Origin of the sequence: Cohnella endophytica (assembly GCF_003628305.1) — a bacterium.
Taxonomy (GTDB): Bacteria; Bacillota; Bacilli; order Paenibacillales; family Paenibacillaceae; genus Cohnella; species Cohnella endophytica.
This window is the reverse complement of the sequence record NZ_RBZM01000002.1, coordinates 220,209-234,789: the sequence shown is the minus strand read 5'-3', so window position 1 is coordinate 234,789 and position 14,581 is coordinate 220,209. Positions and strand designations below refer to the sequence as shown.

General features: G+C 54.7%; 9 protein-coding genes. 7 read left to right on the top strand and 2 right to left on the bottom strand.

Annotation, left to right across the window (positions count from 1 at the left end; translation table 11 throughout):
- Positions 1–84 precede the first annotated feature (84 nt).
- A complete protein-coding gene (locus tag D7Z26_RS03165) occupies positions 85–1,260 on the bottom strand; it encodes a pyridoxal phosphate-dependent aminotransferase (RefSeq protein ID WP_120974618.1) in 1,176 nt (391 codons plus the stop codon).
- A gap of 206 nt (positions 1,261–1,466) precedes the next feature.
- Between D7Z26_RS03165 and D7Z26_RS03160 the strand changes: the two genes are divergently transcribed.
- A complete protein-coding gene (locus D7Z26_RS03160; protein WP_120974617.1) occupies positions 1,467–2,264 on the top strand; it encodes a carbon-nitrogen family hydrolase in 798 nt (265 codons plus the stop codon).
- Between the two features lie 10 nt (positions 2,265–2,274).
- On the opposite strand, the gene D7Z26_RS03155 is transcribed toward D7Z26_RS03160, so the two are convergent.
- Entirely contained in the window at positions 2,275–3,180 is a 906-nt protein-coding gene (locus D7Z26_RS03155; RefSeq protein ID WP_120974616.1) for a LysR family transcriptional regulator, read from the bottom strand.
- A gap of 127 nt (positions 3,181–3,307) precedes the next feature.
- On the opposite strand from D7Z26_RS03155, the gene leuC reads away from it, so the two are divergent.
- The 6 genes from leuC (at position 3,308) to D7Z26_RS03125 (ending at position 14,374) form a co-directional block, all read left to right on the top strand.
- The gene (gene leuC, locus D7Z26_RS03150) at positions 3,308–4,729 is read left to right on the top strand and encodes a 3-isopropylmalate dehydratase large subunit (protein WP_120974615.1); all 1,422 of its coding nucleotides are present in this window, start codon (positions 3,308–3,310) and stop codon (positions 4,727–4,729) included.
- Between the two features lie 18 nt (positions 4,730–4,747).
- Complete coding sequence (gene leuD / locus D7Z26_RS03145) at positions 4,748–5,350, top strand: 3-isopropylmalate dehydratase small subunit (RefSeq protein ID WP_120974614.1); 603 nt, start codon at positions 4,748–4,750, stop codon at positions 5,348–5,350.
- 190 nt (positions 5,351–5,540) lie between these two features.
- Positions 5,541–7,052 carry an N-acetylmuramoyl-L-alanine amidase gene (locus tag D7Z26_RS03140; RefSeq protein WP_120974613.1) on the top strand — a complete coding sequence of 504 codons (1,512 nt, stop codon included), beginning with the start codon at positions 5,541–5,543 and terminating at the stop codon, positions 7,050–7,052.
- 60 nt (positions 7,053–7,112) lie between these two features.
- A complete protein-coding gene (locus tag D7Z26_RS03135; protein ID WP_120974612.1) occupies positions 7,113–9,848 on the top strand; it encodes an S-layer homology domain-containing protein in 2,736 nt (911 codons plus the stop codon).
- A gap of 156 nt (positions 9,849–10,004) precedes the next feature.
- A complete protein-coding gene (gene nth / locus D7Z26_RS03130; protein WP_120974611.1) occupies positions 10,005–10,673 on the top strand; it encodes an endonuclease III in 669 nt (222 codons plus the stop codon).
- Entirely contained in the window at positions 10,670–14,374 is a 3,705-nt protein-coding gene (locus D7Z26_RS03125) for a dynamin family protein (protein ID WP_158602171.1), read from the top strand. The genes nth and D7Z26_RS03125 overlap by 4 nt, the downstream gene beginning before the upstream one ends.
- The last annotated feature ends 207 nt before the right edge of the window (positions 14,375–14,581 follow it).

The following is a 14,581-nucleotide window of genomic DNA, read 5'->3' as shown; positions in this document are numbered from 1 at the left end:
CCGATCCTCGATCGGCGACGAATTATCCTAAGAATACCATGCGCCACAAGGGTTGTAAAGGAACGAACGACTCGCGAGGCGCTCCTAGAACAGCCCCAAACGGCCGATTCTGGCCGCGACCTCGCGCAGCCGGTCTTCCGTGGTCAGCAGGCCAAGCCTAACGTATCCTTCGCCGCTCGTTCCGAATCCCGAGCCGGGAGCAACGACAACGTCCGCTTGCTCGAGCAACAGATCGGCGAACGACATCGAAGTGTGGCCTTCAGGTACAGGTAACCAACAGAAGAAGGATCCCGCGGGTTTGGTCGCTTTCCAACCGATTTCTTCGAGCGCTCCGTATAATACGTCGCGGCGACTCTCATAGGTAGCGACAAGCTCGCGGACGGATTCCTGGGAACCGGTTAACGCTTCCGCGGCCGCTTCCTGGATGCCTCCGAACAAGCTGCAATACATATGATCTTGTATCAGATTGATGAGCTCTATGATTTCCGGATTTCCGATCGCGAAGCCCACGCGCCAACCTGCCATGTTATAGCTTTTCGACAAAGTGTAAAATTCGACCCCTACTTCTTTGGCACCCGGAGTTTCCAGGAAGCTAATCGGGCGTTTGCCGTCGAAGCCGATCGCTCCGTAAGCGAAATCGCTGGCTACGACGACGCCGTTTCGCTTGGCGAACGCAACCGTTTCTTCGTAGAACTCGGGCGTCGCGACGGCGGAAGTAGGGTTGTTCGGATAATTGAGGAACATAAGCTTGGCTCGAACGAGCGCTTCAGAGGGAATGGCGGAATAGTCGGGAAGAAAATCGTTCTCCTCCCGAAGCGGCATAAACGCCATCTCCGCACCCGCTAGCGCTACGCCGGACCAATAATCGGGATAACCGGGATCGGGAACGAGGCACACGTCCCCCGGGTTGAGCAAACATTGGCTGATCTCGATCAACCCGGATTTGCCTCCGAATAAAATGGCGACTTCCTTCTCCGGATCGAGGTCGACTCCGTAGTCTTCCTTATACCGCTCGGCGACGGCTTCCTTCAGGAAAGGGAATCCGCGAAACGGCGGATATTTGTGATATTTCGGATTGTCCGCGGCTTCTTTCAGCCTTTCGACGATCGAATGAGGCGTCGGAAGGTCGGGATTGCCTTGGCCGAGGTTAATAACATCGCGGCCGGTGGCGGCGCGGGCGTTGGCTTTGGCGACCAACGCGGCGAAAAATTGTTCCGGCAAAGTTTGCAGCCTGGAGGCTGGAGTGATCTTTAAGGACATGCGAAATCGTCACGCTCCGTCATACGTAGGATAGGTTGAATGTAGCACAAATGAATCGGACAGAGCAACGAATGATGCCTATTTGTGCATACGAATTCGGGGACGCTTAGTCGGAATTGTGAAAATACGGGCTTTTGTTGCCGAGATGTGCATGTTACAGTACGATGAAGGGATTAGAGAAACGCATATAGTAGGAGTGAATCGACATGACAACGCCACTGCGCCTCGCGGTGATACAGATGAATATCGTGGCAGGGGATCCGGAAGCCAATTTCGCGAAAATGCAAACCCGATTAGAGGAAGCCGCGGCGCTTTCGCCCAAGCCTGATCTCATCATTTTGCCGGAAATGTGGAATACGGGCTATGCGCTGACTGAAATCCAAGCGCTCGCCGACCCCGACGGCGAACGGACGAAGCGGACGATATCCGCATTCTGCCGCAAATACGCAATTAATGTGCTCGCAGGCTCAATCGCGCAACTACGCGGAGACACGGTAACGAACACCGTACACGTGTTCGACCGAACGGGATCCGAGATTGCCGAGTATAGCAAAATCCATCTGTTCCAATTAATGAACGAGCATTTGCATCTGGAATCGGGAACCGAACCCGGCCGATTCGATCTGGAAGGCGTTCCCGCCGGAATGATGATCTGCTACGACATTCGCTTTCCCGAGCTTGCGCGCAAGCTTGCGCTGGAGGGGGCGCGCATCGTGTTCGTACCGGCGGAATGGCCGCATCCTCGCTTACATCACTGGCGCACTCTGTTACAGGCGCGAGCGATCGAGAACCAAATGTACGTCGTCTCGTGCAATACGGTGGGCGAGAGCGGCGGTTCGAACTTCTTCGGGCACTCGATGGTCATCGACCCTTGGGGCGAAGTGATCGCGGAAGCGTTAGAAGAGGAAACGATTCTAGCGGCCGACGTAGATCTTGGACTGGTGGAAGAAGTGCGCAATAGAATTCCCGTATTCGCCGATCGAAGACCGGAATTGTATTCGTAATATAAACAGCCTAACCGTTTAAGTTCTGAAGCGTCTGTCGGAACGTGGCGATGAAGGCTTCCGCGGCATTGGACAAGTACCGGCCTTTGCGGTATGCGATGACTAGCGTGCGCGCGGGATGATTTTCCAAGGTAAGGTAGGTCGGCGTATGTCCCTGCCACTCGCCGCGGGTCATCATTTTCGGAACGAAGGCGATTCCCATGCCGGCGGCAACGAGTGATTGAACCGTCTCGATGTTGCCGCTCTCGAAGACGACCTTCGGATCGAATCCGGCGGATTTGCACAGTTCGTGGGCGATCATTCGGAAGCCTTGTCCTTTTTTGAGCAGCACGAACGGCTCATCGCGCAGCCTGGAGAGCGGTATCGCTTCATTCGCGTAAGCTTTGCCGGCCAGCTCATGATCGTTCGGGACCGCAAGACTGATTTCCTCGTCCATGAGCGGTATATATTGTAGAGAAGGCTCGACCAAAGGAAGCGTAAGCAGGCTGACGTCCGTGCCGCCGCTGGCCGTCAGCTGCTCCAGCCGTCGGGTCGATTCTTCGATCAGCACGATCTCGATATCGGGATACGCTTCGCGGAAAACGGGGAGCACGTATGGCAATACGTGCGCACCGGTCATCGGAAGACTCCCTACAACTAGACGTCCTTTGCGCATGTCCGCGATATCTTCCATTTCCCTGCGGAGCTGGTCGGCCATGTCGACGATCTGCTGCGCCTTCTCGACGAACACGGAGCCCGCGTACGTGAGCTCGACGGAGTTCGTGCTTCTCTTGAACAAGAGGACTCCGAGTTCCTTTTCCAGTTTGGACAGCTGCTGGCTGAGCGACGGCTGCGCGATATGCAGCTTCTCGGCGGCGCGGGAGAAGTTTCTCTCCGATGCGATTTGTATCGTATATAAGAGTTGACGGAATTCCATGAGCATTACGTCCTTTCATAGTCTAAAACTATTAACCTTATAGATATTATATCTTGGAACAATGAAAGAAGAAATGCTAATATAAAATTAATTCAAACGAAACGTCCTAATTGGGGTGAACAGAGACATGAGTAAACAAACAATGTTCGAGAAAATTTGGAACAACCACGTCATCGTCGCTGAAGAAGGAAAGCCTAGCATCCTTTACATCGACCTGCACCTGGTACACGAAGTTACTTCCCCGCAAGCGTTCGAGGGCTTGCGCCTGTCCGGTCGCAAAGTGCGTCGTCCCGAGTTGACGTTCGCAACGATGGACCACAACGTTCCGACGAAAGACCGTTTCAACATTTCCGATCCGATCTCCAAGCAACAGGTCGACACGCTGACGACGAACTGTCAAGAATTCGGCGTAAAGCTGTACGATTTGAACACGATCGACCAAGGCGTCGTTCACGTCATGGGGCCCGAGCTAGGCTTAACGCACCCTGGCAAAACGATCGTCTGCGGAGATAGCCATACTTCCACGCACGGCGCGTTCGGAGCGCTTGCTTTCGGTATCGGAACGAGCGAAGTCGAGCACGTTCTCGCGACGCAATGCTTGCAGCAATCGAAAGCGAAAACGATGGTCATCCGCTTCAAAGGCCAACGCAAACCCGGCATCACGGCTAAAGATATGATTCTCGGCCTGATCGCTAAGTACGGCACCGATTTCGGTACCGGCTACGTCATGGAATATACGGGCGAATCCATTCGCTCGCTTACGATGGAAGAACGGATGACCGTGTGCAATATGTCGATCGAAGCGGGCGCCCGCGCCGGCTTGATCGCGCCGGACGAAACGACTTTCGAATACTTGCGCGGTCGCGAGTATGCACCGCAAGGCGCTGCTTTCGAAGCTGCCGTCGAGCAGTGGAAATCGCTCTGCACGGACGAAGGCGCGACTTACGATGCGGTAATCGAATTCGACGTCGATTCTTTGATTCCTCAAGTTACTTGGGGCACGAGCCCGGGCATGGGTACCGGCATCACTTCCACCGTCCCGGTTCCGGAAAGCCTGCCTACCGAGAACGAACGCAAAGCGGCGACTAGCGCGCTGGAATACATGGATTTGAAGCCGGGCACGCCGATGACGGATATCGAGATCGATTACGTCTTCATCGGTTCATGCACGAACGGCCGGATCGAAGATTTGAGAGCGGCGGCTTCCGTGGCGCGCGGTCACCAAGTCAGCTCGAACGTGACGGCGATCGTCGTCCCGGGCTCCGGACGCGTCAAAATCCAAGCCGAAAAAGAAGGCCTGGACAAAATATTCATCGAAGCGGGCTTCGAATGGCGCGAAGCGGGTTGCAGCATGTGCCTCGCGATGAATCCCGACGTTCTTAAGCCGGGCCAGCGTTGCGCGTCGACTTCCAACCGGAACTTCGAAGGTCGTCAAGGCCGCGGCGGACGCACGCATCTCGTGTCTCCGGAAATGGCTGCGGCAGCCGCCGTCAAAGGTCGTTTCGTAGACGTTCGCACGTGGGATTTCAAAGCCGAAGTGACGGCGTAAGAGGGAGGATCAACCAACATGGAACCATTTGTTAAGCTTAATGGACTAGTCGCCCCGGTTGACCGGGTTAACGTAGATACGGACGCAATCATTCCTAAGCAATTCCTCAAAAGAATCGAGAGAAGCGGATTCGGCCAATTCTTGTTCTTCGAATGGAGATGGGACGAGCAAGGAAACGTTATTCCCGAATTCAATCTAAACAAGCCGCGTTACCAAGGCGCTTCCGTCTTGATCTCCCGCGCGAACTTCGGTTGCGGTTCGTCCCGCGAGCACGCGCCGTGGGCGATCATGGATTACGGCTTCCGTTGCATCATCGCGCCGTCGTTCGCCGACATTTTCTACAACAACTGTTTCAAGAACGGCATTCTGCCGATCAAGCTGAGCGAAGAGCAAGTCGACGACCTGTTCAAACGCACGGAAGCGAAGGAAGGCTACTCGCTGACCGTCGATCTTGAGAACAATGTGATCACGGACGGAGACGGTCTGAGCATTCCGTTCGAGCTTGACGAGCATCGCCGCCAATTCCTGCTTCAAGGGCTGGACGATATCGGTCTTACTCTGAAGCACGAGAGCGCGATCAGCGCGTACGAAGCGAAACGCGCGGCGGCAGTGAACGCGTAAGCGAATGGCATGATTAGTTAGAATAAGAGACCTTTTGAACCCGATTCGGCAAATTTCGGGGCAAAGGGTCTTTTTTTCCTTAAATACGCAACTTTTCTTCATCCCGGGCGTCTAATGATTCGTGGACAAGCCGCCAGTCAATTACATAATTCGGCAACGTTCTCAAATCTTTTTTACATCGAGGTGAAGCATGAAGAAGTGGTTAGTCTTGTTGTTCGTCGTCTTTGGCATGCTGTTCCTTAGTGCGGGGGTCGTAAGCGCCGCCAAGGCGGAAACGTTAGTTCCCCAGTTGATCTTGGACGGCAAGACGTTGCAACCTCCCGTTCCGCCCACAGTGGTAGGACAGTCCGTCATGATTCCCGCGAGAATCGCGATCGAGAATCTTGGCTACAAGGTTGATTACGACAATAAGAAAAAGCAGGTTACGGTTACGAGCGGATCGAAGAAGCTGATAATGACGATCGGTCAGCAAACTGCTTATCTTGATAACGTCTCGCTGAAGATGGACGTCGCTCCGATTTTAGTCTCCGATAAAACCAATCAGTATACGTTTATTCCGCTGAGATTCCTTACGCAGTCGTACGGAGTCGATATTTACTGGGATAACGTAGCCAAGGCGGCATTCTTATATACGTCCGGCAGTAACGCGGGCAATAACGGCAACACCGGCGGGAATACGGGCAATGCAGGCGGCTCGGATACGCAACCGCCAGATGGCGGACTTATCGGAGTCGTGGATCCGAACGAACCCGAAGGCGGAAATACGGATCCAGGAGCGGTTACGCCTCCCGTCATTACGGGCAACCTTCACGGTGTCCGGTACGAGGCGGAGACCAACGCCATTATCTTGAATTACGACGGATTGATCGTTCCGACGATAACCACTCTGGAAAACCCGAAACGACTCGTCTTCGACTTCCCGAATGGGCAGTATGCCGGCGATTTCGTTCCGACGGTCGACTTCGCCAAGGGCCTTCTAGGAAGGATCGACGTAATCGGACATCCGGCTTTGACCGCGGTTCGATTCTCGCTATTCGGTGAAAGCGCGCAGACGAAAATCCCACGCTTAGTGCTCGACTTGAATCAAGCTTGGGATTACGAAGTCGTGAACGATCCTTCGATCGGCGAGTTTAGAATTAACTTGAAACAACCGACTCCCGACAAGTCGAAGTTCACCGTCGTTCTCGACGCAGGCCACGGCGGCTCGGATCCCGGCGCGATAAGCATAACCAAGCGTCCGGAGAAAGAGTTCAATCTTTCCGTCATTCTTAAGGTTCAAGCCATTCTGGCTTTGGACGATCGCATCAAAATCGTGATGACCCGAACTTCGGATACGTTCCCGTCGCTTGCGGATCGTTACAATCTCGCGAATTCGGTCAACGCGGACTTGTTCTTGTCGGTGCATGCCAATAGTTATACGGCCGCAACGAACGGGACCGAGACTTATTACACGCGGGAAGACAGCAAGGCATTCGCGAACTTGATGCACTCCGTTTTCGCTCCGGCGACCGGACTTAAAGACAACGGCGTTCGGCAGAAAAGCCTTGCGGTAACGCGGGAAACGAAGATGCCCGCCATTCTGCTAGAGGTCGGTTATTTGTCCAGCAAAATCGACGAGCCTCAGCTTTGGACGGATGCCTTGCAAAATCGGGTAGCCGAAGCCATCGCGAAAGGCATTAAAATGCAATTGAAATTATACTGATTGCCAATCCGGCCCCTATTAGGGGCCGGTATATGTGTATCTAGGAGAGGGGACTCGTAAATGTTGGATAAGCGCAAATCGAAATGGGCAGCGGGAGCCCTTGCAGCAACGATGATTTACTCTGGCATAGGTTGGTCCGCCACTACCGCGTTCGCCGCATCGCCATTCAGCGACGTTACTGCCGGACACTGGGCGGAGAAACATATTTCCAAACTGGCTTTGCAAGGAATTCTCAAAGGCGGAACCGGCACGGAAGCCGGAAAATTCAACCCGAACAAAAACGTCAGCCGAGAAGAAGCGGTCCTGATTGCCCTTCGGTTCATGGGCATCGAAGATCAGGTGAAATCAGACGAAGTGCTCGTATTCCCGAGCGAACTCACGATCGGCAATTATTATAAACCCTACATAAAATTAGCGCTGCAGAAAAAGATCCTCATGATCGACGAAGAAACGGAATTGGCCAAAAAAGAAAAAGGCAAGGATTGGGGTAAGAGCCCGGCGACGCGGGAATGGATAACTCGGTTGCTCGTTCGCGCCATCGGTAAGGATGCCGAAGCCAAGCTGGCGGCTTCCCAAGCGACGTCGTTTAATGACGATACGAGTATCGACGCGAAGCTGAAAGGTTACGTGAACGTTGGCATAGCTTCCGGGATTATTACCGGAGTTACGGTGACGAACGGAGCAGGAGCGTCCGTCACGAAATTCGACCCCGTCGCCCCGGTCACCCGCGCCACGGCATCGACGTTGTTTAGCCGCGCGGAATCGAAGATTTCCGTCGCGTACTCCGGTCAAGTTACGGGCGTTCTGCTCGCCATGGACGCGAACAAGCTGACTTTGCTTCACCAAGATGGCGTAGTCAAAGATTATACGATCTCTACGTCGACATCGGTATACCGGTTCGACTCCGAGAAGGCATCCTCGCTTGCGGACTTGAAGCTGTACGGAGAAGTCAGCCTGATCAGCGAGGCAGGCGGCTCAATCGGGTACGTGGAGCAAACGAGCGATACCGCGAAAGTCAAAACGTACGAAGGCACGCTGACTCGCGTCTCAACGTCGCTTAACCGATTGACGTTGCTCGTAGGCGAAGATTCCGTCTATTACTATTACGATCCGCTGCATCTGCCGTCGGTTAAAGACGCCAACGGCCAAACGCTGACATTGGATAATTTGCCGGTAAACGCGACGGTGAAGCTGCTCGTCGACGCGGTCAGAACGGACGGAAAAATTCTCTCGATCACCGTTAATCAATCGGTCGTCAACAAGACGGGTACCGGAACGGTAGCCGCATGGAGCGCGGCGACTCGCAGCTTGCAAGTGAAAGCTACGGCGACGAGCTTGCCCGAGAACTTCCCGGTCAGCGCCAACGCAACGATCAAGAAAAACGGCATTAACGTTGCTCCGGAAGACATGAAGCTTGGCGATACGATTACTTACGAGGTCAAAAGCGGTTCCGTCACCAGCATCGTTATCACGAAATCGGAGCAGCCGACGATTTCCGGCATTCTAAATGCCATTAACAAAACCGACAAAACGATCCAATACACGGTAAACGGAGAACTGAGCGCAAAATTTATGGCGGATAACGTAATCGTTAAGATCGAAGGTTACGCCGACGCTACGTTGGACGACGTTTATAAAGGCGACCCGATCTCCCTGACATTTAACGATAGCGGCAAAGTATCCGTCATCAGCGTTACGGGGAACGTGGTATCCAACTTAACCGGAGCGACGATCTCGAGTTACGTGTCCGACGCGAAGACGCTTATCGTGTTCGACTCCGCCGGCAAAAAATACAACCTGGACGTGAACGCGTCCACGCGCTTCGACTTAAACGGAACGAAGCTTACGCTGGAAACGGCGACTCCATTGATTTCCTCCAAAGGGAAAAAAGTAAATATCGGAATTAGCGGCACGAACGTCATCTACGTCTCGATTATCGCCAAGTATTCCGGTACGGTGACGGAGAACAATACTTCCGCGAGAACGTTGAAGCTTTCACTGGACGGCTCCGGCAGCATTACGCTTCCTTACGTCAGCCCGATCGTCGAAATCTACGGCTCGACCGCGAAGTCGTATGCGGATGTTCGCGTCGGCGATCAGGTTACGGTGCTCTTGAACGGATCCCAGGATCAAGCTTCTTCTATTCTGGTCCAGAAAACAGCTCAATTCGATTTCATTTCTTCAGACACCACGAACAATAAGCTGCGCACGAAACGCGCGGACGGCGTCGTCGAAGAATGGACGCTCGGTTCGAACATTGTTCTGCAGGACGAGAGCGGCGCCGCGACGACGCTTGGAGCATTGAATAACGCAGGTTTGCTCAACATTACCTTCCAAGGAAACACGCCGATCAAGATCAAGACGGTATCCGTTAGCTATGGCCGCGTTTCTTCCGTCAATACCGCGGGAGCGTCGGTTGACCTTGTGCTTCCTAACGGTTCTACGGTAACGAAGACGGTAGGCTCTACGCCGTTAATTCTTAAGAACAACGTCGTACAGAGTTCCTTGTCCACCGTCTCGCCGGACGATCGCGTGGAAATTCGCAAGGACGAGAACGATCGCGTCGTCATTGAGGTCGTACCGTTGCTACGTAAGCTGTATTGGTATTACGAAGCCGATTCGAGAACGCTGAACGTCAAGAAAGAAACGTTGGCGGACACGAACTTTTCCTTCACGCTGCATTCGCAAGTGTATATTCATCAAGGTACGACGACGCTTAGCCTGACGGATCTGCGTAACGACGATGCCATCTCGTTATACGTCCTTCGCGGCAAAGTCTTCGAAATCGCCAAATAATAGCCTTTATTACTAAGTTGCTACCATCTGCAGCCCTCGACGTTCGCGACGAGGGCTTTCGTATGCCTACAGCCAAGCCGCCTTTCGTTCTTATTGCCGATAAGGCAATCTTCCGGTAAACTTGTTAAAGAAATTTCGGTTAACGAAGGAGCGCTTATGAACGCCGTAACGATAAGGCATGTGCTGAATACGATAGCGGAGATGTTTCCGGACGCGAGATGCGAATTGAACCACCGCAATCCGTTCGAGCTAACTATCGCCGTTTTATTATCCGCGCAATGCACGGACGAGACCGTCAATAAAGTGACGGCCACGCTATTCGATAAGTACCGTACTCCGCAAGACTATTTAAACGTTCCGTTAGAAGAGCTGGAGAACGATATCAGAAGGATCGGTTTGTTCCGCAATAAAGCGGCCAACATTCAGAAGTTATGCCGACTGGTGATCGATAAGCATAACGGGGAAATTCCCCGTAAGCACGAGGAGCTGACCGAGCTACCCGGCGTTGGAAGGAAGACGGCGAACGTCGTCGTTTCGAATGCTTTCGACGAGCCGGCGATCGCCGTGGATACGCACGTTGAACGTGTGTCCAAGCGACTTGGAATCGCCAAAGCCGACGATTCCGTACTGGAAGTAGAGAAGAAGCTAATGCGCAAAGTTCCGAGGGACGAGTGGACGATCACCCATCATCGCCTGATCTTCTTCGGGCGTTATCATTGTAAAGCTCAAAATCCGAAATGCGACGTATGTCCCATCTTGGAGCATTGCAAAGAAGGCAAATCCCGCATGAAAGCGGCTTTGAAGAAAAGGAGCACAACGAAGTGAGCCATACCGACATCGCTCCGAACAACGGGCAATTATCCGATCTTACGAATTATGAAAGATCCTTAACTCAAATGGCAGCCAAAGCGGCCGAGAAGGGGGACAATGTCCGCGCCGAGAAATTTGCGGAGCTCTCGGAGAAGCTCGCGAGCGGCAGGCTGACGGTCGCGTTCTGCGGCCATTTCTCCGCCGGCAAATCAACGTTAGTGAATACGTTGTGCGGTACGGATCTGCTTCCCGCATCGCCGATTCCGACGAGCGCGAACGTCGTAACGGTCGTGAACGGACAACCTTCGGCGGAAACGGTGTTCCGCGATTCGAATGGCCAGATTCATCCCGTCCGGCGGATTCCTGTCGAACAACTGCATAGCTACGCGGTGGACGGCGAAGGCGTCACGTCGATTCAAGTATCCTATCCGATTCCGTTGCTAGGCGATCGTATGGCAATCGTCGACACGCCCGGGGTCGACTCAACGGACGGCGCCCACCGGGCGGCTACGGAATCCGCGCTGCACTTGGCGGACGTCGTGTTCTACGTGACCGACTACAACCACGTGCAATCGGAAGTCAACTTCCGTTTTCTGCGCAGCATGGCGAGATGGGGAAAGCCGACGTACTTGATCGTTAACCAGGTCGATAAGCATCGCGAAGAGCAGATCGCGTTCTCCGCGTTCCAGGAAAGCTTAAGCCAAGCGCTCGGCAATTGGGACATCCAACCGGCGGGAACGCTGTTCCTTTCCCTTAGGCAGCCGGATCACCCGCTTTCCCAATGGCAAGACTTGCTGCAATTGCTGAAGGATCTTCAGCCGCTCTCTACGCCGCTTATGCTAAGAAGCGCGGAGCGTTCCGCCCGCCATCTAGCCGATCAGTTTCGTGAAGCGTTGCATGAACGTAATAGCGACGAGCGTGCGCTGCTGCAAGAACGTCTCGGAGACGACGGAGAAGAGGAAGCTCGTCTCGCGTTACGCAATGAACTCGAACGGAGCTTGGCTGACGTCGAAAGCGCCGGGGATCGGCTGCGTCAGCGCGTAAGGACTGAACTGGACAAACTGCTGGGCAACGCGAATCTGACCCCGGCGGAGACGCGCGAGCGGGCGAGGGAAGTGCTGGAGGCCATGCAGCCCGGATTTAAGGTTGGCTGGTTGTCCGGCGCTGCCAAGACGGAAGCGGAAAGGTCCGCGAGGCTCGAACGGCTGACGGACGATTTCAACCGGCAGGTGTCCGCTCACGTTACCGGGCACCTCAAGGAATTGCTGCGCAGGGAGGCGGAAGGTTCCGGCTTGCAGGGAGAGGAACTAGAGCAATCTCTGACGGCTTGTTTCAAGCCGGTCGCGGCGGGCTGGCTGCGCCAGCTTGTGAAGTCGGGCGCGGGCGCGGATGGGCAGGCAACGCTGCATTACTCTGCCGAGATCAGCGCCGAGTTGAAATCCGAATATCGGAAATCGGCCGCACATTGGGTGGATGATTTGCAACGGACTCACGAACCCGAGTTAAGGGAACAAGCGGCAATCGTACAGACGCAGCTTGACGAATTGAGCCGCAAGGACGCGATTGCCGAAGAACTCGAGAAGCTCGAAGCTTCGGAAAGAGCAGAAGAACAAAGACTGCTCGAACTGCTGCCATCGGATATGGACGGAATGACGAATTCAGAGCTGCCTAGTCCCGCGAAGGTATCGGTCGCGACGGTCGCTAGTCTCGGGATTCGGAGTGCGAATCGCGAGAACGAACGGCTGACCGCTTCCGAGCTTATGGAATCGGTAAATCCGGAATCCGATGCGTCTGAAGAAGAACGTCAACTAAGCGGTCTTGGCGCGCCGCAGGGCGCCGCCGAGAAGCTTGAACGTTCGGCGGAGCTGTTATCGAAGCTGCCGGCCCTGCGTTCGGTTGCAGACGGCTTACGGGCGAAGGCCGAGCGGTTTAGGAACAAGAGCTTCACGATCGCCTTGTTCGGCGCGTTCAGCGCGGGCAAGTCTTCGTTCGCCAACGCTCTGGTCGGGAAACCCGTTTTGCCCGTTTCCCCGAATCCGACGACGGCGACGATCAACCGTATCGTTGCGCCATCGGGAGAGCAGAAGGATGGTACGGCGCTCGTAACGATGAAGACGCCGGAAGGTTTCGCCGAGGACGTTCGTCACTCCTTGAAACGAATCGGCGTCGCCAAGGAGAAGCTAGCCAACGCGGGAACGGATATCCCAAGACTGCTCGCGCTTAAAGATCCCATTTCCGCAGCGGACCTGCATCCGCGGGGAAGGCCGCATCTTGCCTTCTTGACGGCGGCTGCCCTCGGTTGGAACGAATACGGCCCGTTGCTCGGGCAGCGTCTGACGGTGAACGAGGCGGAATATCGACGCTTTGCTGCCGAAGAACAAGCGTCTTGTTTCGTCGCGGAGATCGACCTGTACGTCGATTCCCCGATCACGCGCAGCGGAGCCGTGCTCGTCGACACGCCGGGAGCGGATTCGATCAACGCCCGTCATACGGGAGTTGCTTTCCAATATATCAAAAACGCGGACGCGGTGTTGTTCGTAACGTATTATAACCATGCGTTTACCGAAGCCGACAGGGAATTCCTCAATCAGCTCGGCAACGTTAAAGACGTGTTCGAGCTAGACAAAATGTTTTTTATTATCAATGCGGCCGATTTGGCGTCTTCGGAAGCCGAACTAGTCGGCGTGCGCGATCACGTATCCGCGCAATTGCTCAAGCATGGCATTCGCAAGCCGCGCTTATTCGCCGTATCCAGCTTGCTTGGATTGGAAGCCAAGCGGGAGAGAAGCGCCCAGCGTATGCAAACGTCGGGCATTACGGCGTTCGAGAGCGCATTCCGCTCCTTCTCGGAGGAAGAACTCGGTGGCTTGGCGCTGGCATCGGCGAACAAGGAGCTGGACCGCGTCGACAACTTGCTCGACGGATTCCTCCAATCGGCGACGGAAGACGCGGCTACGCGCGAGGCGAAAGCCTTGCGCCTGCGAGAGCAGTCGAGAAAATGGAGCGAAGAGGGAGGGCATAACGTTCCCGCTGCGACGGTCCAGCCATTGCTGCAGGAAATCGAAGAGCAACTCTACCATCTTCGCCAGAGACTTAAGTTCCGGTTTAAGGAGCATTTCCAAGGCGCGTTCCATCCGTCCGTGCTGCAGGACGACGGCCGCGACCTGAAGAAGCTGATCGGGGCATGCGGGGAAGATCTTAAGCGTTCCCTTGGCGAGGATCTGCTTCAAGAGCTTCGCGCGGCAGGGCTGCGATTGGAGAGAACCGTGCACCGCATGGCGGAGCAAGCATTGCGCGAGTTATCCGGCATCGCGGAGATGCGATTGGAAGGTTTCTCGCCCGAATCGTTCGAACCCGGGCAGTTGGAATTGCCGTTGCCCGAGCCTTTCGCGCAAGGCCCTGCATTCGAGACGAAGCTGCTCTGGAATGCTTTCCGGTCTCCGAAGCATTTCTTCGAGAAGGACGGAGCTCTTGCACTGCGCGAGGAGCTGAATGAAATGCTGTTCCGCGCGATCGATGACGAGCTAAGCTCGCTCAGGCGCGAGTGGAACGTTATCTCGGAAGCAACGCTGCACGATACCGTTCGCTCGGCGGCTCTGGCATGGTCGGAGCAGCTCTCCGCCTTCGCCGTAAGCATGAGCCAGTCTCTCCTCGAGCCCGGCGAAGAACGAATGTTGGCGGATTTGCGGGAGCAATGGCGGATAATCAGGCAATAAAGTTCGAAATCGGCTTTTTCCCATCGTTCACGCGATGGGAAAAGGCCTTTTCTTCATTTGGCTTTATTTTCCTTGACCGGAGGGGTAAACAAGGGGATATACGGTACGAAAAGCGACGATTACGGAGATATTCCATGCATTCGCGCGTTCAGCGCCATAGGTTCGGAAGGAACGGCGAATAGAACCGTTTAACACTGTTGCCGGTCT